Source organism: Methylacidiphilum kamchatkense Kam1 (assembly GCF_007475525.1).
Lineage (GTDB): Bacteria > Verrucomicrobiota > Verrucomicrobiia > Methylacidiphilales > Methylacidiphilaceae > Methylacidiphilum > Methylacidiphilum kamchatkense.
In genome coordinates this window covers 749,736-773,798 of the sequence record NZ_CP037899.1, presented here as the reverse complement: position 1 = coordinate 773,798, position 24,063 = coordinate 749,736, and the positions used below count along the sequence as shown (strand labels likewise).

The 24,063-nt window shown below is 41.6% G+C and carries 22 protein-coding genes and 1 tRNA gene; 11 read left to right on the top strand and 12 right to left on the bottom strand.

The features are described from left to right. Nucleotides 1-89: 89 nt before the first annotated feature. The 3 genes from mgtA to kam1_RS03610 form a co-directional block, all read right to left on the bottom strand. Nucleotides 90-2,861, bottom strand: coding sequence for a magnesium-translocating P-type ATPase (gene mgtA, locus kam1_RS03620; RefSeq protein ID WP_079254277.1), 2,772 nt, complete (start codon nt 2,859-2,861; stop codon nt 90-92). 140 nt (nt 2,862-3,001) lie between these two features. Next, on the bottom strand, nt 3,002-3,382 hold the full coding sequence (locus tag kam1_RS03615; RefSeq protein ID WP_039721855.1) for a cupin domain-containing protein: 381 nt from the start codon (nt 3,380-3,382) through the stop codon (nt 3,002-3,004). Nucleotides 3,383-3,476: 94 nt separating this feature from the next. Continuing rightward, nucleotides 3,477-4,757 carry an RNA-guided endonuclease InsQ/TnpB family protein gene (locus tag kam1_RS03610; RefSeq protein WP_143958260.1) on the bottom strand — a complete coding sequence of 427 codons (1,281 nt, stop codon included), beginning with the start codon at nt 4,755-4,757 and terminating at the stop codon, nt 3,477-3,479. Between the two features lie 18 nt (nt 4,758-4,775). Here kam1_RS03610 and tnpA (kam1_RS11220) point away from each other — a divergent pair, with 18 nt between their 5' ends. Next, entirely contained in the window at nt 4,776-5,186 is a 411-nt protein-coding gene (tnpA, locus tag kam1_RS11220; protein ID WP_039722343.1) for an IS200/IS605 family transposase, read from the top strand. Between the two features lie 797 nt (nt 5,187-5,983). On the opposite strand, the gene kam1_RS03600 is transcribed toward tnpA (kam1_RS11220), so the two are convergent. Beyond that, nucleotides 5,984-6,066, bottom strand: a tRNA-Leu gene (locus kam1_RS03600). A gap of 411 nt (nt 6,067-6,477) precedes the next feature. Here kam1_RS03600 and kam1_RS03595 point away from each other — a divergent pair. Further along, entirely contained in the window at nt 6,478-6,753 is a 276-nt protein-coding gene (locus kam1_RS03595; RefSeq protein ID WP_039722288.1) for a hypothetical protein, read from the top strand. A gap of 70 nt (nt 6,754-6,823) precedes the next feature. Here the strand turns inward: kam1_RS03595 and kam1_RS03590 are convergent, their stop codons facing one another. Next, nucleotides 6,824-7,855, bottom strand: a complete 1,032-nt coding sequence (locus kam1_RS03590; protein ID WP_244946155.1) for a hypothetical protein — start codon at nt 7,853-7,855, stop codon at nt 6,824-6,826. Between the two features lie 125 nt (nt 7,856-7,980). Next, the gene (locus kam1_RS10470) at nt 7,981-8,190 is read right to left on the bottom strand and encodes a hypothetical protein (protein WP_244946154.1); all 210 of its coding nucleotides are present in this window, start codon (nt 8,188-8,190) and stop codon (nt 7,981-7,983) included. 260 nt (nt 8,191-8,450) lie between these two features. On the opposite strand from kam1_RS10470, the gene kam1_RS03585 reads away from it, so the two are divergent. Continuing rightward, nucleotides 8,451-10,910: a glycogen/starch/alpha-glucan phosphorylase gene (locus kam1_RS03585; RefSeq protein WP_039722290.1), complete on the top strand. Its 2,460-nt coding sequence runs from the start codon at nt 8,451-8,453 to the stop codon at nt 10,908-10,910. A 21-nt stretch (nt 10,911-10,931) separates the two neighbouring features. Here the strand turns inward: kam1_RS03585 and kam1_RS03580 are convergent, their stop codons facing one another. The 3 genes from kam1_RS03580 to moeB form a co-directional block, all read right to left on the bottom strand. After that, entirely contained in the window at nt 10,932-11,441 is a 510-nt protein-coding gene (locus tag kam1_RS03580) for a DUF2017 family protein (protein WP_039722291.1), read from the bottom strand. Then, on the bottom strand, nt 11,438-11,743 hold the full coding sequence (gene clpS, locus kam1_RS03575; protein ID WP_009061339.1) for an ATP-dependent Clp protease adapter ClpS: 306 nt from the start codon (nt 11,741-11,743) through the stop codon (nt 11,438-11,440). Before clpS ends, kam1_RS03580 begins: the two co-directional genes overlap by 4 nt. A gap of 643 nt (nt 11,744-12,386) precedes the next feature. Beyond that, the gene (moeB, locus tag kam1_RS03570; protein WP_039722292.1) at nt 12,387-13,574 is read right to left on the bottom strand and encodes a molybdopterin-synthase adenylyltransferase MoeB; all 1,188 of its coding nucleotides are present in this window, start codon (nt 13,572-13,574) and stop codon (nt 12,387-12,389) included. A 181-nt stretch (nt 13,575-13,755) separates the two neighbouring features. Here moeB and kam1_RS11005 point away from each other — a divergent pair, with 181 nt between their 5' ends. From kam1_RS11005 to kam1_RS03550, 5 genes are all read left to right on the top strand, one after another. Continuing rightward, entirely contained in the window at nt 13,756-14,154 is a 399-nt protein-coding gene (locus kam1_RS11005; RefSeq protein ID WP_276507653.1) for a ribonuclease D, read from the top strand. Then, the gene (locus kam1_RS03565) at nt 14,073-14,891 is read left to right on the top strand and encodes a ribonuclease D (RefSeq protein WP_276507652.1); all 819 of its coding nucleotides are present in this window, start codon (nt 14,073-14,075) and stop codon (nt 14,889-14,891) included. The genes kam1_RS11005 and kam1_RS03565 overlap by 82 nt, the downstream gene beginning before the upstream one ends. Before the next feature lie 98 nt (nt 14,892-14,989). Further along, nucleotides 14,990-15,736, top strand: a complete 747-nt coding sequence (locus kam1_RS03560) for a YebC/PmpR family DNA-binding transcriptional regulator (RefSeq protein WP_039722294.1) — start codon at nt 14,990-14,992, stop codon at nt 15,734-15,736. A gap of 30 nt (nt 15,737-15,766) precedes the next feature. Beyond that, nucleotides 15,767-18,514: an alanine--tRNA ligase gene (gene alaS, locus kam1_RS03555; protein WP_039722295.1), complete on the top strand. Its 2,748-nt coding sequence runs from the start codon at nt 15,767-15,769 to the stop codon at nt 18,512-18,514. A 91-nt stretch (nt 18,515-18,605) separates the two neighbouring features. Then, a complete protein-coding gene (locus kam1_RS03550) occupies nt 18,606-18,818 on the top strand; it encodes a DUF2905 domain-containing protein (RefSeq protein ID WP_039722296.1) in 213 nt (70 codons plus the stop codon). Between the two features lie 60 nt (nt 18,819-18,878). Here the strand turns inward: kam1_RS03550 and rpoN are convergent, their stop codons facing one another. After that, nucleotides 18,879-20,264: an RNA polymerase factor sigma-54 gene (gene rpoN / locus kam1_RS03545; protein WP_039722297.1), complete on the bottom strand. Its 1,386-nt coding sequence runs from the start codon at nt 20,262-20,264 to the stop codon at nt 18,879-18,881. Nucleotides 20,265-20,357: 93 nt separating this feature from the next. Between rpoN and kam1_RS03540 the strand changes: the two genes are divergently transcribed. Continuing rightward, nucleotides 20,358-21,146 carry an MBL fold metallo-hydrolase gene (locus tag kam1_RS03540; RefSeq protein WP_039722298.1) on the top strand — a complete coding sequence of 263 codons (789 nt, stop codon included), beginning with the start codon at nt 20,358-20,360 and terminating at the stop codon, nt 21,144-21,146. Between the two features lie 29 nt (nt 21,147-21,175). Here kam1_RS03540 and kam1_RS03535 read toward each other — a convergent pair whose 3' ends face one another. Then, nucleotides 21,176-21,472: a hypothetical protein gene (locus tag kam1_RS03535; RefSeq protein ID WP_143958258.1), complete on the bottom strand. Its 297-nt coding sequence runs from the start codon at nt 21,470-21,472 to the stop codon at nt 21,176-21,178. Between the two features lie 121 nt (nt 21,473-21,593). Between kam1_RS03535 and kam1_RS03530 the strand changes: the two genes are divergently transcribed. Beyond that, a complete protein-coding gene (locus kam1_RS03530) occupies nt 21,594-22,289 on the top strand; it encodes a DsbA family protein (RefSeq protein WP_039722299.1) in 696 nt (231 codons plus the stop codon). 40 nt (nt 22,290-22,329) lie between these two features. Here the strand turns inward: kam1_RS03530 and kam1_RS03525 are convergent, their stop codons facing one another. Further along, nucleotides 22,330-23,610: an RNA-guided endonuclease InsQ/TnpB family protein gene (locus kam1_RS03525; protein WP_143958257.1), complete on the bottom strand. Its 1,281-nt coding sequence runs from the start codon at nt 23,608-23,610 to the stop codon at nt 22,330-22,332. Nucleotides 23,611-23,628: 18 nt separating this feature from the next. Between kam1_RS03525 and tnpA (kam1_RS11215) the strand changes: the two genes are divergently transcribed. Beyond that, a complete protein-coding gene (tnpA, locus tag kam1_RS11215; protein WP_039722343.1) occupies nt 23,629-24,039 on the top strand; it encodes an IS200/IS605 family transposase in 411 nt (136 codons plus the stop codon). Nucleotides 24,040-24,063: the final 24 nt, after the last annotated feature.

Sequence of the window (24,063 nt, the reverse complement as noted above, 5' to 3'; positions counted from 1 at the left end):
GCAGCAAGCCTTCTCTATTGCTTGGTCTTTTAAAAAGTAATGTGTTTTTAGACCATTAACTTTGTTGCATGGATAGCAGCCAGGAGAAATCAGAGCCATTCTCCATGAAATCTCTTTATATACCAATTTTTGACTGTCTGTACAGTAATGCAGTAGGTAAGTAATATACCCCAAAGCCATAGATAATAACTAAAAGGTAATGGAACAAGTCCCGCTGCTTCTCCAAAAAAACTATATGGTATTAAATGACCAATGACAATGACGACAGCAGTAGCCAAAACCAGCGGTTTTGTGGCAATACTTTGGATAAACGGAATTTTTCTCGTTCTTATCATATGAACGATCAAGCTTTGTGAGAGTAAAGATTCAACAAACCAACCGGTATGAAACAGACTTTGATTTTCGATGGAATTTGCTCCAAAAACAAACCACATGACTCCATAGGTTACATAATCAAAAACTGAACTAATCGGTCCAATGATGAACATAAACCTAAGAATCCCCTCAGCCTCCCATTTCCTAGGCTTGGCAATAAAGTCCTCGTCCATTCTATCCCAAGGAATCAATGTTTGCGAAAGATCATAAATCAAATTAAGAATTAAGATTTGAAGGGGACTCATGGGTAAAAAAGGGAGTAAAATTCCTGAGCCTAGGATACTCAATACATTACCAAAATTAGAACTCACAGCCATTTTTATGTACTTCACCATATTGCCAAACATTACCCTGCCTTCAATAACGGCTTGTTCTAAAACGATCAGGCTTTTTTCTAAAAGAATGATGTCAGCCGACTCCTTAGCTATATCAACAGCCGTATCCACAGATATTCCCACATCTGCTTCTCTCAAAGCTTGAGCATCATTGATCCCATCCCCTAAAAATCCAACAATATGTCCCCCAGTCCTTAAGGCTCGAATCACCCGTGCTTTCTGTAGAGGGGACATTTTGACAAAAATATTTGCTTTTTCAGCTGCTGTAATCAATTCATCATCGGTTAAGTTTTCTATTTCAGAGCCACGCATGACTCCTCTGACTTCCAATCCAATCCAATCGCAGATCCTTCGTGTCACTAATTCATTGTCTCCAGTAATAATTTTAACTTCCACTCCATAGTTCTTCAGTGCCCGCACAGCATCTTCAGCATCATGCTTTGGAGGATCCAGAAAAGCAATAAAACCGCAAAGGGTCATCCCCTGTTCATCGTTCACTGAAACAGGTCTATTCATTTCAAGAGGCAACTCCCTAAAAGCAACCGCAAGAACTCTTAATCCATCACTATTTAAATCATCCCGAAGAGCTAGAGCCTTCTTCTTAATGTCTGGAGTTAATTCTATTACTTTTCCATCCTTTAATAGGCTCCCACAGATAGCAATCATTTCCTCAACGGCTCCCTTCGTTATCAAAAGATCTTTTCCTGTCGTAATTTCCCTTGCCACTACAGACATTCGGCGCCTTGTAAAATCAAAAGGGATCTCGTCAACTTTTGTATAGTGAAATATGAATTTTTTACCTTCTTCCTTTTTATCCAAAACGGCCTGGTCAAGAAGATTACGTAAACCGCTTTGATAATAACTATTGATATACGCATATTTCAGAACCTCTTCGTTCTCGTTACCTTCCGGATCAAGATATTTTTCCAAAATTATCTTATTATGGGTTAAAGTTCCTGTTTTATCCGTACAAAGGATATCCATCGCTCCTATATTCTGAATCGCATTCAGTCTTTTCGTGACGACTTTATTTTTTGAAAGTAAAAGGGCACCTCTAGCCAGACAACCGCTAACGATCACCGGTAGCATTGTTGGCGTGAGACCAACACCAACTGCCAGAGAAAAAAGGAAGGCATCCATCCAACTGCCTTTGGTAAAGCCATTGATGAGAAAAATCACCGGTATTAATGTTCCAATGACCTGAAGCAGTAACCAGCTGATCCGGTTTACCCCAACATCAAAACTGGTCATTGTCCTATAACCCCTGAGACTTTTCGAAAAGGCACCAAAATAGGTATTTTCACCTGTTGCTAAGACTACGGCCGTCGCCGTTCCGCTAATAACATTTGTACCCAGATAGGCAATATTAGGTAGAGAAAAGGGATCTGTTCTTTTTTGTTCATTGAAAGAAGCAGGATAAACCGTGTCATATTTTTCTACAGGCATGGATTCGCCTGTGAGAACTCCCTGGCTAACAAAAAGATCTCTTGTAAAAATCAGTCGAACATCGGCAGGGATCATATCTCCTGCAGACAATTGGAGAATGTCCCCTGGAACAATCTGGCTAATGGGCACCTCTCTTACTTGGCTTGACTCGAGGCTAGGGACTATCGATGTTTCTTGATCTTGTTCCTTATTCCATAGCCTCTTTACCGATGCAGTTGTCCTTACCATGGCTTTGAGTCTTTCGGCAGCTCTGCTTGACTGAAACTCTTGACTAAATCGTAATACCACACTCACCACGACCATAATCATCATGATAAGGACGCTTTCTTTTTCTCCCACCGATCCTGCAACCAAAGCAAGAAAAGTCAAAAGAAGAGCAAAAGGATTAAAATAACTTTGCAGAAGCATAATGAACCAACTAGGTATTTCTTCTTGTTTGATCTCGTTATAGCCGTATTTTTCTAGTCGTTCTTCAACTTCCTTCTCAGTGAGGCCTTCTGGACGCGTCTTTAATTCAGCATAGAGATCGGAAAGAGGTACCTGGCTTGCTTTCTTGAGCCTTTCAAATATGCTTGCTTCCTTTTCTTTCAGAAAAGCTTCTTTTTTCCTTTCTCCAAGGCGTACCTTCCCAAGAAAGAGCTCAAAGAAAATAGCTCTCCAATTCCTTTTTTCGATAAGCTTTTTGTCTTTCCTTGTATTTCTCATTATCAAAAGATACGAACCTACCGAATATTTTTTTGAATCTCCGAAATTTTAAAGACCAAACAAAGATGAAAAACAATAAAATGAAAAAGGAAGGAAAGCCATACTATGGATTTTATTTTTTTTCAAGACAAAAAGCGATTTCACACACTTTCTTCTTTTTCCCACTCCGCTTTCCAAGGGGGACTAACAATACAAAAAAAACAAAGAGGGCTCTCTGCTGTATTTTCTATCCATTGAATGAAGCCAGGAGGAACATAAACAAGACTTAAAGCTTTTACTGGATAACTCCTCTGATTGTTTGTCTTAAAAATCCCTTCTCCACTTATAAAAAGGTAGATTTCTGGTTGGCTGAGGCTATGAGGCTTTGTTGATTCCCTCGGCTCTAATTTCCCGTAGGCAATAGAGAAAGGCAGACTTAATCCTATTTTGTCAGGATGAAACAGTTCATTCAATAAAGAGCCGTCTTGGGCAACAAAAAATTCTTCAGCATTGAGCTGTTTGACAAAGAAATGATTTTTCATTGTCCATCTTGTTTCTTTGCTAGTTAGATTTGCTCAAAACAATAAAGCTATTTGAAACAGTGACACTCCCATATCCCCTAAAGGGGATGGGCTTCTAACCACATATCGCAAGCCGTGGGCTGCTCCCGGAGGGAACCCGCGCCGTCTCCGGCGTGGTGCTTGACGCTTGCGATTCGGCTAGACAACGTTGGCCCGTGTCCGGGCTACTACTACGCCGGAGATTCCCCAGACGTAGATACGTGATGCGTTGAGGGAACGGCACTCCTTGACCGAAGGCGATGGGGTGCATGTTTACAGCGCCCACGATATCCCTGTGGCCTTCAAATCCACAGGTTTTGCATCGCCAGATCCGCCCTTTGGGCTTGTGGCGATGGCCGCATACGGGACACCGGCTGGACGTACCTCTTTCGCTCCCGGTGAAGCACGCGATGCGGTCTTGTTCCGACTTTTGTTCCAGATACTGGATATCCTTGCCGTACTCCCACTGGCTCATACGCTGATTGTGGTGGCGTCCAGCATGCTTGCGGCGAACCCCGTCCGGGTTTCCGACAAAAAGGGCTTCGATGCCACGGTCCTCGCAGAAGTCCACCACCGCCCGGGTGCCTTTGTGGCGCAGGTCGCGGACGCGGCGTTTATGGCGCAGGGTGAGCTTCGCACGTGTCCGTCCGAGCTTGCGCCAGCGCCGCGAGCCTTTTTGGCAGTTGGCTCGCTTTTTCTGGATTTCGCCCAGTTGTTTGCTGTGCAACCGCTTGAGGGAACGGATGCCTCTGCCGGATACCACCAGCGCTTCGCCGGTATTCGTGACGACTGCGGCTTGGTGGATTTGTCCAAGGTCCACCGTGGCGTGTTTTTCGGCGGGCGCTGTGGTATCCGGCGGTCCACCAGTCTCCGGTATGCTGACATGCAGTTCGTCGTGAACACCATTCCAGACGATTTTGCAGGCGCGAGGACTTTCCAGCCACGCTGGACGAGGAAGCACCAAAGAGTGACGCCCGCGCCCCATCGGGAGCACGATGCGCTTCTCTTCCAGACACATGGCCTGGGCCGGCCACATCAGCGGGTAAAAGCGTTTGTCCTTGTATGGATAGCGGATTTCCCGGCATCCAGCTTTGCGATTCTCACGGGTTGACTGTACCGCCGCGTCAAATGCCCGGAACACCTGCTGAACACTTTGGGAGTGCAGGGCGAATTTGCCACCTCTGGTGGCTTCGTGAAACTCCCTTTTGCCAGGCCAAGGTTGGTTTTTCTGTCTGGCCGCAAGGTGCATGTCCCGGCACAGGGTCCAGACGCGAGCAGACTCCGCCTGCCCATCCCGGATGAGGGCTTGCAAACGCCTGGAAATTCCCTTGAGAGACAGGATGCGTACCCGTTCCATGCCTGTTATTCTAGGTACATGAGCGATACATTGCAAACCGGAAAAACCAGATGGACGCACTATCAAATTGCGTACCACTTCGTATGGATTCCGAAGTATCGTCGGAAAGTGCTCACCGGCAAGGTGGAGAGCGCCTGCAAGAGATTCATCGCGGAGTGTTGCGTCCAACACGGATTTACACTTCTGGCCATGGAAATGGACATCGACCATGTGCATTGCTTCGTATCCGCGCCGCCTCGATGGGCGCCAGCCACCATCGTGGGCCTGCTGAAAGGCTATACGTCGAGGAAGTTGCGTGAGCAATTTCCCTGGCTCAAAAAGGCATGCGGACGAGAGCAGCTTTGGACGCAGGCGTACTATGTGGGTACGGCGGGAAGCGTGTCAGCAGAGGTTATCCGACGATACATACATGAATGCCAAGGTAAATAGGCGCTTTCATCACATCCCCTGAAGGGGATGGGTATTCCCGCGCCGCGCTATAATTGAAAGCGCACCTACGTTCTTTTTTAACTTTTCTTTTTTTAATTTATCTGATCTTTTTTCGTAAAAAACTTTGTTGATTTTATCTTTGTAGAAATAATCTCTCCACAACCATAGCCCCATCGTCTGCTCTTCTCATTGCTATAGCTTTTTTTCTTCTTCCAACAGAGCTTCCCATCCCAACTAAATAATAGAAGAAGCACTAGAAGCTATATAATGGCAGCTAAACGAGATTCTTTTTGATTTTAAGTAATGCCTATTGCGATGTTGAGCCTCTATTTGAACCTCATGAGTGAACGATAGGACAAGAAAATCCATTCCTGCCTATTGCAACAGAAAAATAAATGCACATAGCAATGAGAAGATTGTCTAATCGCCTGAAAATGAATGTGAAAAAAAACCATCTTACGTTTATAAAGATCAGACCCCATTAATCCCAACCTCTCAAGATCCCACCGTTTCATTATTATGAGCCACTACAGAGAATCTAGCAAAGATTAGCACACAAAAAGAAATGTCAGATCTATAGATTACTACCAATAAAACCAATAGCACTCATTTAAAGATCTTCCCCTTTGCTTTCTTAAGCCAGCGCTCTTTAAAGCATTGCATCTATAGTCAGCAAATAGAGAAAAAGAAAGAAGCAATTTACAGATCAAAGCTAAAAAGATTGACACTCCATTATTCCACAAACCATTGTGGAGAAACTTTTGAATAATTTTAAAATAGCAAAAAACCATGGGTTGTGCGCTCGGGGAGATTTGAACTCCCATGGGGGATACCCACTAGAACCTGAATCTAGCGCGTCTGCCAATTCCGCCACGAGCGCAATAAAATGATGAAAAGATTAGTTTAAATCTATAAAAAGTGATAAAAAAAGAAAATAATTTTTACTTAGCTCTCCAGATTAAAACAGGAACACCTTCTCCAGGATGAATGAGGAACAGCCATATGCAAATGGATGCTTTCAAATTGGCCACCACATAGGTAGGTGAGCCTGATGTTTTCAGTTTTCTCCTGGCCTCCTTAACTCAGCCTAAACAGGTATAAAGCTAACTTCCTGTTTTGCTATGGCTGGTTACACGCGCGCCAGAGTCCTCATCTCCACAGGTTCAAAATCATGGAACTCAGGGACCAGATTCTTTAGACCTACAAAGCAAAATTCTAAAACGCCGCCGTCAATGATCGCCATCTGGAACATGTTCTTGATTATATCCATTCTGGCCTATAGCAATAAAGTTTGCCTAGCTTGCTTTTGCCAATCCAAGTCCCCTTTCTAGTCGTAGTCGAAGAGGAGGCCGTAGCCAATCATCCAACGGTTCATACTATCCGCAGCAGAAAACCACTCTGGACACAATTTCGCCCAATCAAAGTGTTGAAGGTTGCATGGTCTGTTTGGCAACCACCCTGTTTTCTGTTTTCCATCCCCTCCCAGGCTAGGGATGAAAAGGCCCAAGGCTTTTGCGGCTGCTCCTCTATACTTATGAAGCTTTCCTTTTTAGAGAAAAGAGAATAGATTGGTACAATCAATCAGCTTGAGGCCTTCTAAACGAATCGAGTGGAATTTTTGTCTAACTTACAGCTTTCTAAAATTTTGGAGAGCTATTAGATATCCCTTGATATTGAGCCTGCCTTGCTTGAATTTTTTCTTTTAACTCTTCTTCATATTCCTTGACTAATTTATCTCTATAGGCTTCAACCTTTTCATTCACTTCTCTAATTTTTTCCCTTCGTTCAGCAAGCTTTCTTCTATAGATGCTTTTTCTTCGTTCATGACTATACAGATAACCACCAAGCCCTCCACCTAACAGTCCCAGACCAGCTCCAATGCCTGCACCCAGACCTCCACCCGCCAATCCTCCAATAAGTGCCCCTCCCAAAAGACCAATTCCGGCACCCTCAAGTGTCGTAGTCGGAGTACCTGAACCTGAAGCAAAAGGCTTACCCATTTGAGGAACCCCTGGAATATCCTTTATAAGCTGATTGCGATAATCGATCACTTGATCACGAATCTGATTAATTCTTGCAAAAAAAGCCTGCCAGCTCTGATCCTGTTCTTGCATCAATTGATTCATAACCGGATCGGATTTAACCGAATAAAGCTCTTCAGCTTCAATGGATTTTTGAAATGGTTGCAAAAGGCTTTCCGGCCCTTCAAATGGAGTCGGTGCCACCTCAAGAATGCGCCATAGCCCACCTTGCACGACAGCTCTTTTAACTGTCCAAGAAAATTCAAAAGGTTCTTGGGCTTTCGCCAAAATTTTCTTTTCTCCAAAAAAATAAATAAACCCTGGGGGCAAATCATGGGTAAAAAGAACAAGGCGGACTAGCTTCTTTTGGATTTTATCCTCATTTGAGGCAGGTAGCATGGCCTTGCCCCTAGGTATAATCCATTCTGTATAGGATGGAAGCACTCTGACATTATAAGTGACCTGAACATAATCCTTTGTTCTTTCGAATTGGACTGGATCTATTTTAAGTAGTGCAACACCAGCCGGAAGATGCCTCAACAATGCAGCTTTCACAGCTTTGCCGTTAGGCAAATCATGATAGATTTGCCAGAAATTTGGCCGATTAAACTCCTTAAGAGGTTGAAAAGGAGTAATATTAGACTGCATGTAGCGACTTATCTGTTCATTCCAGAAAAGGTATTTTGAATAGGCGATCTCAGAAGAATTTATCTCATCGTTTGTCGTAGACCCCGGATAAGGCTTCGTAAAAATATAAATCAAGAAAGATACTGTCAGAACGAAAAGACAAAATCCGATAACCAAAAACAATATTTTTTTAGTTCCTCTTTTTGAAAAGACCTTTTTTCTTCTTTTATAAACCCAGAAGCGGCCGATTTATGGCCATTTCCACGATACTCTTCAACTGGGATAGGAGGTGGTTCAGGCTTTCTTTCGAAAAAGTTTTCTGTTTTACCCATAACAATAAATAATAATTCAATCATTCTTGTTAAAACAATGTATAAAAAGAAAGGACAAAATAACAAAAATATCTGATTATTTTTTTTAATAAATATATTACTTATGTTATGTCTATTTTTCTTGATTTTGAAATCATAGAAAAAAAATTTACAACCTGATGTAAACAGGGAAAAAAATTCAATAGAAGAAAGAATCCAAAAAGAAAACTTTTGAATATTTTAAAAAATTATTAATTTATTTTATTGAAATTTAAAAGCAACTCTTCAGAAAATATTTTTTTACGATGACCTCTCATAATGGGCAATGGAGATTTGCCACAGATACTACTCCTGAAGGCATACGAGAATCCATCCTTACTCACCTTAGGCTCAGTCTGGCTCGATCTCCTGACACAGCAACTCCTTTTGATTGGTGGATTTCAACAGCCATGATGTGTCAAGATCATATTGTTGATCGATTTCTTGCTGCCTACAGAACGCAGAAGATAGAGAAGGTAAAAAGGCTTTATTTTTTATCACTAGAGTATTTTTTGGGCAGGCTTTTGCATCAAAATCTAATCAACCTTGGGATTGTGGAACAAACCAAGAAAGCTTTAATCGGACTTGGACTAGATATAGATCAAATCTTTGAAGAAGAACCTCAAATAGGTCTAGGGAATGGGGGATTAGGAAGGCTTGCCGCTTGTTTCCTTGATAGTTTATCGACTTTGCGTTACCCGGCCTTTGGGTATGGTCTACACTATGAATTCGGGCTCTTTCATCAAGAAATCATCAATGGCTATCAAGTAGAAAGACCCGATGACTGGACAAGATTTGGAGTTCCGTGGGAGATTATTCGGCCACGATTATCTCAAGTTATCAGACTCTATGGAAATATAGATTGGAACGGGCATAAGCCTGTATGGGTGGGGGGAAAGGATATTTTAGGAGTCCCGTATGATTATCTCATACCTGGTTATAATAGTCCTGTTGTTAATGTCTTACGCTTATGGAGATCAAAATCTACCGTTGAGTTCGATCTGGAAGCTTTCAACCGTGGTGGATATTTTGAAGCGGTTGCAGAAAAAAACTTTTGCGAGTCGATCTCCAAAGTTCTCTATCCCAATGACAAAACAGAGATTGGTAGAGAGTTACGTTTAATTCAACAGTATTTTTTTGTTTCCTGCTCTCTCCATGATATCGTCCGAAGATTTTTGAAGGAGCATTCTAATTTCAACGACTTTCCTTCAAAAGTGGTAATTCATCTTAATGATACCCATCCTTCTATTGCCGTTGCGGAGCTAATGCGTATTTTTCTTGATGAACACAACTTACCATGGGATCAAGCTTGGAAGCTGGTATCTCAAAGCTTTGCTTATACCAACCATACTTTATTGCCTGAAGCTCTAGAAAAATGGTCTGTTCCACTCTTTGAGAGAGTATTACCTAGACATCTTCTAATTATTTATGAAATCAACAAGCATCTTTTGGATAATGTTCCCATAGACCTACCAGAAAGAGACAAAATTATCCGTCAGATATCAATCATCGAAGAAACCTATCCAAAGCTTGTCCGAATGGCTAATCTAGCAATTTGTGGGAGTTATTCTATCAATGGGGTATCCTCCCTTCACAGTGAGTTGCTTAAAAAAAGTCTTTTCCACCCTTTTTATCTTTTGTTTCCACAGAAATTCCGAAATGTGACCAATGGCATCACCCCACGACTCTGGTTATTAGCCTCCAACCCCAGGCTTTCTAACCTTATCACTAAAGCTATAGGAGACGATTGGCCCGCCGATTTAGAAAAACTAAAGGCGCTTAAAGCCTTTGTTTCGGATCCTGAGTTTCAAGAAGAGTACAAACTAGTCAAGCAAGCCAATAAAATAGAATTGGCAAACTTGCTGAAAAGCCGCTACAATTTTATTCTGGATCCAGATGCTATTTTCGATGTTCAGATTAAACGAATTCATGAATATAAAAGGCAACATCTCAATTTACTACATATTCTTTCTCTTTACCGTAGGATACTAGATAATCCTAATCTGGATATCCATCCACGAGTTTTTCTTATTGCTGGGAAAGCCGCTCCAGGATACGATCTTGCCAAGTGCATCATCAAAGGGATCAATGCCGTTAGCTATAAAATTAACAACGACCCCCGGGCGAATAAAAAAATTAGAGTCTATTTCGTTCCTAACTACGGTATTTGGTCAGCATGCAAAATTATTCCTGCAGCTGATGTTTCCGAACAAATATCGACAGCAGGCAAAGAAGCTTCTGGAACAGGAAACATGAAACTTGCCTTAAATGGAGCTCTGACAGTTGGGACACTGGATGGAGCAAATATTGAAATTCGAGAAGCAGTTGGAGAAGAAAATATTTTCATCTTTGGTCTTAAAGCTGAAGAGATTGCTCAATTAGCTGCTGCCGGGTATTCTTCAAGAAAAATTTATGAGACAGATCCAGAAATTAAATATCTATTGGATTGGTTAGGAAGTGGAGAATTTACGCCCATGGAACCCCCCTCTGTGCTTCATCCTATCGTTCATAGTCTAATTGACGGAGGGGATCCTTTTTATGTTTTAGCTGATTTTCATTCCTACAAAGAAACCCAATCGAAGGTGGATCAAGAATACAAAGACCAAAAAACATGGGTTTCAAAAGCTATTATCAACACGGCCTCGGTGGGTTGGTTTTCTAGTGACCGCTCCATTAAGCAATATGCCACAACCATTTGGAATCTTTCACCTTGTCTTCCTAAATAATTTTCAAGAACCATTCCACCGTTAACCCATTAAATACGAAATACAATTTTCTTGAAGATAAGCTAAAAAATGAATTTCCCAAATTGCTTGCTGCAAGGGCTTGGATTTGATTAAAAATGGATCCCAGTCCATTTGTTCCTCAGTGATTCCATGGATTATAGCTAGAGTTAATCGGCGATCATTTAATAGGCATAAAAATTGATCGATATCCTTTTTAGCAATCCGCAAATATCCTTTGGATGGATTACGTAAGGGGCTTTCCCTAGAAAGCCATTTTTCTAACAAACGAAGTCTTTCCGAACGCAACTCGATTCTTTCGGATGATAAATCTTCTATGAGGTCATCAAATTCAGACTGAAGCTGTGGATCTCGGCTGAGCTCACCCAACCAAAACTTTTTTAAAGGTTCAGGAAGTTGCGAAATTTCTTGCTGATAATGTTTCCTGAGCTCAAAAAGAGAACTTAAAAGCAATTCTCTTTCGGTCGGTTCGAAAAGAATCACCAATTCCTCATTTTCCTCCCTAATCTTCACGTTTTCTCCATTGTTGCTTGCAAACCAAACCCTTGTAATTGGTGAACCAAAAGCTCAGCTTTTTCTTTGGTTTCTTTTGCTACCATACTTTTCCCTTTATTATGCACCTCCAGCATATGACGTGTAGCGTCCTGCTTGCTCATCTTAAGCACTCTCTGAAAAACATAAACAACATAACTCATTAAATTAATTGGATCATTCCAGACAATTACTCCCCAAAGTTGATCGAAGGCCTCCTTAACCTTCTCTTCGACTGACTCTTCTTTTATTACATCAGGACTTGTTAATTGCTCAACCGCCATTAACCACCTCCCTTCAGTCATTCATTGGAATGGTTATGAAAAAAAAATAGTATTCGCATTCGTTAAATAACAAATCAAAAATCATTATGAAAAAAAACGAACCTTTTATCCCCCCCTTTTTCACAGAAAAAGGCCCAAGTTTTACTGTTTTCCGTTTTCCCAGCTAGGATAAAAGTATCTTTTTTCTCGATCATTTATCTGTTATTTCAATTATAAGCAGGAATGACGAGCCAATCAATAATCACAAAAGATAAAAATTAAAAAAGGCAAGCATCCCTTTATTTATAAAAGAACACTAGAACCAACTGAAAGTTCAAAAAAGGTCTTATTCTTTTGATACCGTTTTATCCTAGGGATAGCCAAAGTGACTTTGCGCTCCAATCGACCCATCAATGGCCATCGGTTTGGCAATAGTCAGTTCTTCATACCATCAACAACTATTTCAATAGAGCCACAGTCTACTTATCCATGGAGGATCTTCAAAAGTTTCAATCGAAAGTCTCTACGACTCAGAAAAAAAAATTTTGCCCTAGACATCACAGGCGATTACTCAACCATGCAAGGCCCACTGCCGACACCTTCAATAAGCAGTGGTAGTAGATATGATGATGAGTTCCGGGTAAGAAATGGCTCTTATTTCTTATTAATAGCGAGGAACCGTCGGGTCAATCAACTGACTCCATGCATCGATGCCTCCATGAACATTCCAAATGTTCTTAAAACCAGCGTTTAAAAGCATACGACAAGCTTTCATGCTTCTTCCGCCCAATTTGCAATGGACAACAATTTTTCTAGAGCTATCTAATTCATGAAGCCTAGCATGCAACTGTCCTAACGGTATAAGTTTAGCATTGGGAATTCTTGCTATCTGATATTCATGCTCTTCTCGAACATCAATCAAAATAAAATCTTCCCCATTGTCCAATGCCCGTTTCAGTTCCTCAACCGAAATGGAAGGGACGCCATTATTAAGATCCAGAGGCGGTTGATTGTTTAAGCCACAAAAAGCTTCATAATCAATCAACTCTTTTATGGTTGGGTTCTTCCCACATAATGGACAGTCAGGATCTTTTCTTAGGACATATTCCCGAAAACGCATTTGCAAAGCATCAAAATGGAGTAAACGACCGATTAATGGTTTGCCTATGCCCAGAATTAATTTGACGGTTTCAATGGCCTGCAAAACCCCTATAACTCCCGGCAATACTCCTAATACTCCTCCTTCAGCACAACTTGGAACCATTCCAGGTTCAGGGGGTTCTGGATAAAGACACCGATAACACGGCCCCTTTTCAGCCCAGAAAACAGTAGATTGTCCCTCAAACCGGAAAATCGAACCATATACATTAGGTTTACCTAAAAGCACACAGGCATCATTCACTAAGTAACGGGTTGGAAAGTTATCGGTACCATCGACAACACAATCATATTCCTTAATTATCTCTAAGGCATTTTCAGATCTTAATGCCATCTCATAGGGTACAACTTTGACATTTGGATTTATTTCTAAAATAGTCTCAATAGCTGATTCTATTTTTGGTTTTCCTACATTTTTTGTTTTATGAATGACCTGTCTATGCAGATTCGAATGATCGACAACATCAAAATCCACAATACCTAAAGTTCCAATCCCAGCGGAGGCCAGATAGAGAAGCAGAGGAGAGCCTAGTCCCCCTGTTCCCACAGCTAACACTTTTGCTGCTTTCAGTTTTTTTTGACCTTCTAAAGTTACCTCCGGCATGATCAGATGACGACCATAGCGTTTGATTTCTTCAAGAGATAACTCCATACTAGAAAATGTCTTTTCAACTCTCGGTATAAAACTTTTCATCTTTATCTTTCTTATCTTCCCTATTTGTTTTATTATTGTTCAAAGCCCAAAAAAAAGATTCACCCCGATTCAACAAGTCGTTTTATTCCTTGATAAGTGATCTAAATCTATAGATATTTTTTTATAAAGAAAAGAAATTTCTTTTTCTTAAAATGGCTCCTCTTTATTTTATAAGATAATAATGGAACAAAATAAGCAATTAGACTTGCTCTCTTTCTCAACCACGAATCGAAAGGTACGATGGATTGAGGATAACAATTCGCTTCAAGAATATTTATCCATATTAGATCCTTTAAAACCAATCGCCATCGATATTGAAGGGGATAGTCTTCATCATTATCCAGAAAAACTTTGTGTTATTTCCTTATGCCAAGAGGGCTTTCTTGCCGTTGTCGATTGCTTAAAAGGCGATCTCTCATCTCTTTGGAGACTACTTAGTGGCTGCGAATGGATTTGTCATGGAATGGATTATGATTTAAAGATGCTAAGAAGGGCCGGATGCCCTCAACCACAAAAATCTTCGATACCCATATTGCTGCTAAGCTTTGCGGATTTGATTCTGTTGGTTATGCTGATTTAGTTTCCCTATTCTTTCAAGTTAAATTATCCAAAGAACATCAAAAAGCCGATTGGTCCAAGAGACCCTTACCCACATCCCTTGTTCATTACACGGCCAAAGATGTCCTTTATCTTGAAAAGCTTAAGGATATTTTATCAAAACTTCTTAAAAGTTTAGGAAGATCTGAATGGATGGAACAAAGCTGTGAAAGAATTCGGAGAAAAATTGAAAAATCTCTTTCTAACCCACCATATAAAGATCCGGAAAGAATCGAAGGATTTCAAAGACTCGACCCTCTTGGTCAATCTATTCTGCTTGAAATACAGCGATGGCGTCAAGAACTAGCCCTATCAAAAGGCATTCCGCCTTTTAAAATCCTAAAAACTGAAGACCTCATCCAAATAAGTTCTATCTCCTCTCAAGGAGAATCAGTTTTAAAAATTCCTGCTGTTAAACAGCTAGAAAAAAACACCCGTTATAGCCTATTGCAAGCAATTGAAAAAGGAAAACAAAATGGTCCTCACAAAGAACCGCTCGTCTCAAAACCGTTTTACTTCATGGATAAAGAATCTTCCAAAAGATTCGAAGAACTAAAAAACAAACGTAACAAGATTGCTTCTTCGCTTGGCTTAGATCCTGGTCTAATAGCCTCAAAAGCCCTTTTAAGCGAAATGGCCATGGACCCTAAAACGATTCGACAAAGATTAATTGAAAATGATAAGCTTTGTCCCTGGCAAGCGGAACTGTTAGGATTATAAAACTTTCATCTAATATCCTTGTAGGTTAATATATAAAGGTTAAATACATTTAAATGATAAAAGAAGTGGTTTAAAAAACAACGCGCTATTGATCAAATATGGCAGGACATAGTCACTGGGCAAAGGTCAAGCATCAGAAAGGTTTATCTGATATAAGAAAAGGAAAGCTTTTTAGTAAGCTCTCCAGAGAAATTTCTATAGCGGCCCGAATTGGAGGAGGAGATCCAGCATTCAATTCGAGGCTGCGGAGGGCTATTGCAACTGCTCGCGACGAAGGAGTTCCTCAAGAAAACATCCTTCGAGCTATCCAAAAAGGAACAGGAGAAATATCGGGGAGTCACTATGAAGAAGTGCTTTACGAAGGCTACGGCCCAGGAGGTATAGCCATTCTTGTTGAAGCAGCAACAGATAACCGAAACAGAACCACCTCCGAAATTCGAAATCTTTTCTCTAAATATGGAGGCAATCTGGGTGCCGCCGGAAGCGTTAGTTGGTTGTTTCAAAGAAGGGGCAAGATTCTTATTGAAAAGGATAAATGCGATTTTGACAAGGTGTTCGAAGTTGCAGTAGAAGCTGAGGCTGAAGAAGTACAACAAAAAGATGGTGAAATTGAAGTGATTACTTTGCCTGAGAAATTAGACGAACTGCTCAAATGCTTGGAAAAGGCTGGAATTGTTGTTAAGTCCTCTCAAATAGTTTATTTGCCCAAAAATTCAATTCTTCTAAGCGATAAAGAAATAGCCAAATCCCTTTTTCGCCTTCTAGAAGTTCTTGAGGATCAAGATGATGTTCAAAATGTGTATGCCAATTTCGATGTGCCTCAAGAATTTTTAGAACTGAATTAACAATTAACTTTTTGAGAAAATAAGAAGTTGATGAATTCGAATGAAATTCGACAAAGTTTTCTTGATTTTTTTAAAGAAAGAGGACACACAATCCTTCCTTCAGCCAGTCTTGTACCAGAATCTCCTAATCTTCTTTTTACTAATGCGGGAATGAATCCTTTCGTTCCCATTTTTTTAGGCAAACAGAAATGCCCTTACGTTCCTCCCCGAGTAGCTAACAGCCAAAAATGCCTCCGTGCGGGGGGAAAGCATAACGATTTAGAAGAAGTTGGTTATGATACCTATCACCACACTTTTTTCGAAATGCTGGGGAATTGGTCTTTTAATGATTATTTTAAAAACGAAGCCATCCATTGGGCGTGGGAGCTTTTGACTGAAGTATGGAAAATTCCAAAAGAAAGGATTTATGCAACAGTTTACAAACCTGCCCCTGAAGAACCTGCCGAATTTGATGAAGACTCCTTTAGAATTTGGTTTGGGCTTTTTCAAAAATCCGGGCTTAACCCGCTTGTGCATATCCAGTTTGGGACAAAAAAGGATAATTTTTGGATGATGGGAGAAACAGGACCATGTGGGCCCTGTTCGGAAATTCATATTGATCTTACGCCAGAGGGTAACTCTGAAGGAACATTAATCAATAAAAACAGTCCCTACTGCATTGAAATATGGAATTTGGTCTTCATACAGCTGGATGCTAAAGAAGATGGATCCTTTTCTTTGCTTCCCTCCAGGCACGTAGATACAGGCATGGGACTAGAACGCGTTTGTGCCATTTTTAAAGGAACCTCTTATTTTCAAAAGTTTGATGCTCCCATTTCTAACTACAATACAGACCTTTTCATTCCTCTTATCCGAAAACTAGAAGATATTTCAAAAATTTCCTATAAAGGCACCATTCCAACTGAGCATACTGTTCAGGACTTAACAATCCGGCAAGATATTGCCTTTCGGGTTATCGTCGATCACCTTCGTGCAATTGCCTTTGCTATCGCTGATGGCATCCTTCCGAGCAATTTGGGTAGAGGCCATGTCCTGCGGAGGCTTTTAAGAAGAGCCACTCGATTTGGTCTTATTCTTGGACTGAATCCTCCTTTTCTTTTTGAACTCGTCGATCCCCTTGTCCAGACTATGGGGCATCACTATACGGAGCTGATCGACAAACAACGACGCATTGAAGAAGTTATTAGTTCAGAAGAAGAACTTTTTGCTAAAACTCTCTCCCATGGCATGGCTGTATTCGAGGAGATAAAGCAAAAGATGCTATCCGAAAACAGAAAAGAAATACTTGGTAAAGAGGCTTTTGTCCTTTATGACACCTATGGTTTTCCCTTGGATTTAACTCAACTCCTAGCCAAAGAACATGGCTTTAGTGTCGACACTAAAGGTTTTGAACAATACATGGAAGAACAAAGACAAAGATCGATTGTAGCACATGAAGAAGACATTGTCAGCTTGACAAAAACTTCTGAATTTGTGGGCTATGAGGAGTTGGAAGCAGAAGCCGAAGTTGTCGCCTTGCTTTCAGCTAACCGTGCTATATTCGATCGCACTCCCTTTTATGCTGAAATGGGAGGACAAGTAGGTGATAAAGGATTAGTATTGGTCAATCAGAAAAGCATTGAAGTGCTTGACACCATTAAATCGGCTAGTGGGGCTCATCTCCATAGACTAGCCTTTACTGACGATCTCAAACCGGGAAGTCGCGTATTCCTTCAAGTCGACAAAGAAAGACGACAGAATATTGCTGCGCATCATACGGCTACTCATCTTCTCCATTGGGCATTGCGTAAAGTCCTCGGACCTGAAACTCTCCAAAGAGGCAGTTATGTAGGACCCGATAGGTTAAGATTCGATTTTGCTCATTCTGGCCCTCTCAGTAAAGAAGAACTTAGAGCGATCGAAGAGCTTGTTAATGAAAAAATTGAGCTTAATGATCCAGTCTATTGGGAAGAAGAAAATTATGAAAAAATTAAAAATGACCCAAACATTTTACAGCTCTTCGGTGAAAAATATGGGGAGCGGGTAAGGATTGTATCCATTGGAAATTATTCAAAAGAGCTATGCGGAGGAACGCATGCTAAATCAACCGGTGAATTAGGCTACTTTAAAATACTGAGTGAATGTGGAGTTTCTGCAGGCATAAGGAGAATTGAAGCAGCATGCGGCAAAGCTCTTTTAAAATTTTTAAAGGCACAAGCACAAGAACAAGACAAAAAATGGAATCAGCTTTTTAGTAAAGATCCTTCTTTACGTAAGCTTCCAAAGTTTACAGAGTCTTTGGATTTTCAATCCTTGATTGAGCTCTTCCAGAGGAGGAGCGAAGAAATTGCTGAACTTGAAAAAAACATTCGAGAAAAAGAAAAACTGAAGGCAAAAAAACAGGAAGAATCTTTTAGATTGGAAGCCAAAAATCAAGTAATGGAGCTCCAGTCTAGAGCAGAAAAATTTGGCTCGGTCCCTGTTATATTCTATGATTGTGGAATAAAACCTCCTTCCTATTTGCCAATCCTCTGGAATGAGCTAAACAAAAGAGTCGAAGGTATAGCTGTGCTCTCTTGCCGGTGGGAAGAGAAAATAAATTTTTTTGTTGGAATTTCTCCTTCCTTAACCCAAAAGATACAAGCAAAAGCGGTCCTTTCAAAGATTCTCCTCCCATTGGAAGGAAAAGGAGGAGGGTCAGCCACCATTGCCCAAGGGGGTTGCAAAGACGCAAAAGATCTCAAGCTCAATCTTATCTTTGAAAATGCCAGAAAAGCTATTAAGGAGTTTTTAGGATAAAGATCCGTATCAATGTTTTATTTCGGTTATTCGAAAGAAGCATGATGCAACGCAGTTGATAAAAAGTGGGTTTATAAATATTTTTATAAATATGCAAGAAATCGGGAAGATCCTTGTTTTTCTTGGAATTTTTCTCATTGTTACAGGCTTAATCATTGGACTTGGATTTGGAAAAGGATGGATAGGCAGATTGCCTGGAGATATTAAAATTGAAAAAGGCAATTTTACTTTTTATTTTCCTCTCACTACTTCCATTCTTATTAGCATTATTCTAAGTTTTATTTTCTGGTTGATTAGAAAATAATTACAAAGCTGCAGGCAGAAAAAATTCTACGTTTGAATAACAAGCAAAGCATCCCTTTCTTTAGCTTTTTCGTCTTAAATGACTGGGTAAGATTTTCAAATGCGTCCTATATTTTGCGATAGTTCTTCTGGCCATTTTTATTCCCATCTTTGCTAGAGCCTCGACGATCTGTTGATCAGACAGAGGGGCCTGAGGATCTTCGTTGCGAATAAGTCTTTCGATCGCTTCTTTAATGGTCTGATTGGCTACAAACTCTCCAGTTGTTTTTTGAAATCCAGAATTAAAGAAATATTTTAGCTCAAATATTCCATAAGGAGTCTGAACATATTTGTTAGCAATCGCACGACTGACTGTTGTTTCATGGACACCAGTTTTTTTTGCAACTTCACTCATCGTTAATGGCTTCAAAAACCCAGGTCCATGTTGAAAAAATTCCTGCTGACTCTCTACGATCGCTTCGGCTACCCTTAAAAGAGTATTTTCCCGCATCCTTAAACATTTGATCAAAAAGAGACCCGAACGCATTTTTTCCTTCAAATAATTTCTCAAGCTGGGGTCTTTGTCTTTATCACTCAACAAGTTTTTATAATAATGATTCAATCGTAACCGAGGCAACAATTCCTCATTGAAGTATACCTTCCAATTTTCTCCTTCCCTTACGATAATAAGGTCTACCTGAATAATCTTTTCTTTTTCATCGTTCCCAAACTTTGAACCAGGGAAAGGTTCTAGGGAACGAATCGTAGCCACCGCTTCTTGAACCTGTTTAAGACTTACTTTTAGCTGTTTGGCAATTTCATTAAATTTTTTCCTTTCTAAAAGTGGCAAACATTCTTTAACAATGCGGAACTCCAAGGAGTTTTCTTTCCCTTGAGCTTTTAGTTGCAATAAAAGACATTCGGAAAGGTTTCTAGCAGCTATACCAGGTGGATCCAAAGATTGGACTAAAGATAAGGCTTCTTCAATTAGACTATATGGCATTCCTAAATCAGTCGCTATTTCTTCTAATTCCGCCCTCAAATACCCTTTTTCATCCAAATTGCCAATAATATGGTTGGCTGCTTCTAAAAGGGTTCTATCAGTACAAACTAAAGCAAGTTGCTTCGATAATTGCGTACTCATGGATTCTGAAGCGGTCTGTGAATCGAAAAAAAACTGACGTTTTTTTTCATCTTCAATCGAGCGTTGGAACCCTTCGAAATTCGAACCCAGATATTCGTACCATTTTTCCTCTTCCTGAATCCACTGATCAATCGACAATGCATCTGGATTTTCTAAAGGCTTTTCTTCTGAAATTTCAAGCATCGGATTGGCAAGCAACTCTTGCTGGATAAGAGTAGAGAGTTCTACAGCAGGAGCCTGCAATATGCTCAAAGAATGTTGCATCTGTGGCGACAATGTCTGATGCAACTTAACAGATTGATATAAACCTAAAGATGTTGACACAGCTTATCCTACATTAATTTGAAGCATTTTCCAGGCCAATTTTTTTTCTTTTTTTTTCTGGAGAAAAATTTTTTAACATGAAATAGTCAAAAAATGGTTAGCCTAAGAGTCCTTGCTAGCGGAAGCAAAGGCAACGCTTATTTGTTGGAAACAGAAAAGTTCCGATTTTTATTGGACCCCGGTATTCGTTTTAAGCATTTGGCTATTCAGCTTGCAAATTTAAATATTCCATTGGAATCCATAAATGGAATTTTCATTACTCATGAACATTCCGATCACGTTATCGGACTGCCAGTGCTTTTGAAAAAAATTCCTTTTCCCCTTTATTGCAACGAGCTAACCTGGAAAAGCTTAAAGAAAATGATGGACTTGAAAGAAAAAGCCGTCGATTGGAAACCCTTTGAGCCAGGCTGCAACATTGTTCTAGATGAAATAGAGATCGAAAGCTTTCCTGTTCCCCATGACGCTGCGGATCCTGTGGGTTTTCTTTTTCACCATTCCAAAGGAACTATTGGCCTGCTCACAGATCTAGGTTACATTACAAAATTGGTTAGAGAAAAGATCCTAGGCGTTCATACCATGATCTTGGAATCTAATCATGATTTGTCTCTACTTCAAGCAGACACAAAAAGACCGTGGTCGGTCAAACAAAGGATTATTTCCAGGCACGGGCATCTTTCCAACGAGGCTACAGCAGAAATAGCTACTCAATTAGTAAAAGAAGGGATACAAAACCTGTTTTTAGCTCACTTAAGTGAGGACTGCAACCGAACGGATCTTGCCGAATCAACTGTTAAAAACAAAATCCTTTCTGCTGCTCTTCCTCTGCCTTATATTCAAGCAATAAATCCAGCTAATCCAGCGTTGCAAGTAGTTCTCTAATAACTAATTATGAAATATCCCTGATCGATTCAGAGCCCTTTTTCTATCAGAGAGAGAACAATTTCCTTCCATTCGGAATCAAAATCTTTTCCCATGGCCTTTCCTGCTCTTGCATACCAATATTTGCTGTTAGGTATATCCCCTTCTTTACGATGAAGAAAAGCATGGACCCAGCAGGAATCAGTGTCTTCATGCCGTTGGATTAAGTTGTGCGCACGTGCCCATTGGCCTTTTTTTTCGTAAAAAAGAGCTTGAAGTGGCGCTGAAAGCGATGATGGAGGAGTGTCCTCTTTTTCTATTAGTTCGAGAAATTCTTGGAATGTCATACCCATTTTAAGTTTAAAGGGAAATCATAATTTAAAATAAGAAAAAATCTTTAAAAAAGATAAAATTTGAATCCTTTACAAAAAATAATTCATAGCTATCCATTAGTGTTTATTCGTTACCATGATGAAGTCATCCATAAAGATTCTTTTTATTTTCTTACCACTCTTTTTTTTCTCTTGTTTTTCTCTGAGGGCATCCAAAAATTCCGAACCTGTTCCTTCTACTCCTCTTCCTCCTTTGCCCCCAGAAGGAAGATTAAAACTGCTTAAACCCCTATCTATTGACTGGATCCAGGGAGATAGGAATGCTCCAGTTGTGATCATTGAATATATCGATTTTGAATGCCCAATTTGTGCAGCCTATTATCCTATCCTCCAAGAACTAAAAAGAAAATATGGAGATAAACTCTCCTGGATCATCCGTCACAATCCTTCCATCTCTCATCCTGAAGCCTTTCCAGCTTCCATGGCCGCTGAAGCTGCAGGCAGACAAGGAAAATTCTGGGAAATGGTTAATTTACTCCTCACCAATCAAAAAGAGTGGTCGTTCAAATCTTCCTGTACTGAAGCCTTCCTCCAATATGCCAAAAAATTGGGACTAAACGAAGAACAATTTAAAAAAGATCTCCAAGGAGTAGAAGGAATCCCTCTTCGAAAGAGGATTCTTGCCGACTGCCTTTCTGCTATTAGAGTTGGAGTGGATGGCAATCCAAATTTCTTCATCAATGGAGAAAAAATTCCCAATCCCTCCAATCTAGAAGAATTCTCTACCTTGATCGAAGCTGAGTTAATTAAAAGAAAATCGGACAAATCCTAGGGCTAGTGACACTCCCATATCCCCTAAAGGGGATGGGCTTCTAACCACATATCGCAAGCCGTGGGCTGCTCCCGGAGGGAACCCGCGCCGTCTCCGGCGTGGTGCTTGACGCTTGCGATTCGGCTAGACAACGTTGGCCCGTGTCCGGGCTACTACTACGCCGGAGATTCCCCGGACGTAGATACGTGATGCGTTGAGGGAACGGCACTCCTTGACCGAAGGCGATGGGGTGCATGTTTACAGCGCCCACGATATCCCTGTGGCCTTCAAATCCACAGGTTTTGCATCGCCAGATCCGCCCTTTGGGCTTGTGGCGATGGCCGCATACGGGACACCGGCTGGACGTACCTCTTTCGCTCCCGGTGAAGCACGCGATGCGGTCTTGTTCCGACTTTTGTTCCAGATACTGGATATCCTTGCCGTACTCCCACTGGCTCATACGCTGATTGTGGTGGCGTCCAGCATGCTTGCGGCGAACCCCGTCCGGGTTTCCGACAAAAAGGGCTTCGATGCCACGGTCCTCGCAGAAGTCCACCACCGCCCGGGTGCCTTTGTGGCGCAGGTCGCGGACGCGGCGTTTATGGCGCAGGGTGAGCTTCGCACGTGTCCGTCCGAGCTTGCGCCAGCGCCGCGAGCCTTTTTGGCAGTTGGCTCGCTTTTTCTGGATTTCGCCCAGTTGTTTGCTGTGCAACCGCTTGAGGGAACGGATGCCTCTGCCGGATACCACCAGCGCTTCGCCGGTATTCGTGACGACTGCGGCTTGGTGGATTTGTCCAAGGTCCACCGTGGCGTGTTTTTCGGCGGGCGCTGTGGTATCCGGCGGTCCACCAGTCTCCGGTATGCTGACATGCAGTTCGTCGTGAACACCATTCCAGACGATTTTGCAGGCGCGAGGACTTTCCAGCCACGCTGGACGAGGAAGCACCAAAGAGTGACGCCCGCGCCCCATCGGGAGCACGATGCGCTTCTCTTCCAGACACATGGCCTGGGCCGGCCACATCAGCGGGTAAAAGCGTTTGTCCTTGTATGGATAGCGGATTTCCCGGCATCCAGCTTTGCGATTCTCACGGGTTGACTGTACCGCCGCGTCAAATGCCCGGAACACCTGCTGAACACTTTGGGAGTGCAGGGCGAATTTGCCACCTCTGGTGGCTTCGTGAAACTCCCTTTTGCCAGGCCAAGGTTGGTTTTTCTGTCTGGCCGCAAGGTGCATGTCCCGGCACAGGGTCCAGACGCGAGCAGACTCCGCCTGCCCATCCCGGATGAGGGCTTGCAAACGCCTGGAAATTCCCTTGAGAGACAGGATGCGTACCCGTTCCATGCCTGTTATTCTAGGTACATGAGCGATACATTGCAAACCGGAAAAACCAGATGGACGCACTATCAAATTGCGTACCACTTCGTATGGATTCCGAAGTATCGTCGGAAAGTGCTCACCGGCAAGGTGGAGAGCGCCTGCAAGAGATTCATCGCGGAGTGTTGCGTCCAACACGGATTTACACTTCTGGCCATGGAAATGGACATCGACCATGTGCATTGCTTCGTATCCGCGCCGCCTCGATGGGCGCCAGCCACCATCGTGGGCCTGCTGAAAGGCTATACGTCGAGGAAGTTGCGTGAGCAATTTCCCTGGCTCAAAAAGGCATGCGGACGAGAGCAGCTTTGGACGCAGGCGTACTATGTGGGTACGGCGGGAAGCGTGTCAGCAGAGGTTATCCGACGATACATACATGAATGCCAAGGTAAATAGGCGCTTTCATCACATCCCCTGAAG

Excerpts from the sequence above, each read along its gene's own strand:
- tnpA (WP_039722343.1), top strand. The coding sequence starts at position 4,776 with ATGAGCGATACATTGCAAACCGGAAAAACCAGATGGACGCACTATCAA.
- alaS (WP_039722295.1), top strand. The coding sequence starts at position 15,767 with ATGAATTCGAATGAAATTCGACAAAGTTTTCTTGATTTTTTTAAAGAA.
- tnpA (WP_039722343.1), top strand. The coding sequence starts at position 23,629 with ATGAGCGATACATTGCAAACCGGAAAAACCAGATGGACGCACTATCAA.
- kam1_RS03565 (WP_276507652.1), top strand. The coding sequence starts at position 14,073 with ATGCCCTCAACCACAAAAATCTTCGATACCCATATTGCTGCTAAGCTT.
- kam1_RS03610 (WP_143958260.1), bottom strand. The coding sequence starts at position 4,757 with ATGGAACGGGTACGCATCCTGTCTCTCAAGGGAATTTCCAGGCGTTTG.
- kam1_RS03535 (WP_143958258.1), bottom strand. The coding sequence starts at position 21,472 with ATGACATTCCAAGAATTTCTCGAACTAATAGAAAAAGAGGACACTCCT.
- kam1_RS03560 (WP_039722294.1), top strand. The coding sequence starts at position 14,990 with ATGGCAGGACATAGTCACTGGGCAAAGGTCAAGCATCAGAAAGGTTTA.
- kam1_RS03530 (WP_039722299.1), top strand. The coding sequence starts at position 21,594 with ATGATGAAGTCATCCATAAAGATTCTTTTTATTTTCTTACCACTCTTT.
- kam1_RS03585 (WP_039722290.1), top strand. The coding sequence starts at position 8,451 with ATGACCTCTCATAATGGGCAATGGAGATTTGCCACAGATACTACTCCT.
- clpS (WP_009061339.1), bottom strand. The coding sequence starts at position 11,743 with ATGGCGGTTGAGCAATTAACAAGTCCTGATGTAATAAAAGAAGAGTCA.
- kam1_RS03590 (WP_244946155.1), bottom strand. The coding sequence starts at position 7,855 with ATGCAGTCTAATATTACTCCTTTTCAACCTCTTAAGGAGTTTAATCGG.
- moeB (WP_039722292.1), bottom strand. The coding sequence starts at position 13,574 with ATGAAAAGTTTTATACCGAGAGTTGAAAAGACATTTTCTAGTATGGAG.
- kam1_RS11005 (WP_276507653.1), top strand. The coding sequence starts at position 13,756 with ATGGAACAAAATAAGCAATTAGACTTGCTCTCTTTCTCAACCACGAAT.
- kam1_RS03525 (WP_143958257.1), bottom strand. The coding sequence starts at position 23,610 with ATGGAACGGGTACGCATCCTGTCTCTCAAGGGAATTTCCAGGCGTTTG.
- kam1_RS03540 (WP_039722298.1), top strand. The coding sequence starts at position 20,358 with ATGGTTAGCCTAAGAGTCCTTGCTAGCGGAAGCAAAGGCAACGCTTAT.
- kam1_RS03615 (WP_039721855.1), bottom strand. The coding sequence starts at position 3,382 with ATGAAAAATCATTTCTTTGTCAAACAGCTCAATGCTGAAGAATTTTTT.
- kam1_RS03550 (WP_039722296.1), top strand. The coding sequence starts at position 18,606 with ATGCAAGAAATCGGGAAGATCCTTGTTTTTCTTGGAATTTTTCTCATT.
- mgtA (WP_079254277.1), bottom strand. The coding sequence starts at position 2,861 with ATGAGAAATACAAGGAAAGACAAAAAGCTTATCGAAAAAAGGAATTGG.
- kam1_RS10470 (WP_244946154.1), bottom strand. The coding sequence starts at position 8,190 with ATGATTGAATTATTATTTATTGTTATGGGTAAAACAGAAAACTTTTTC.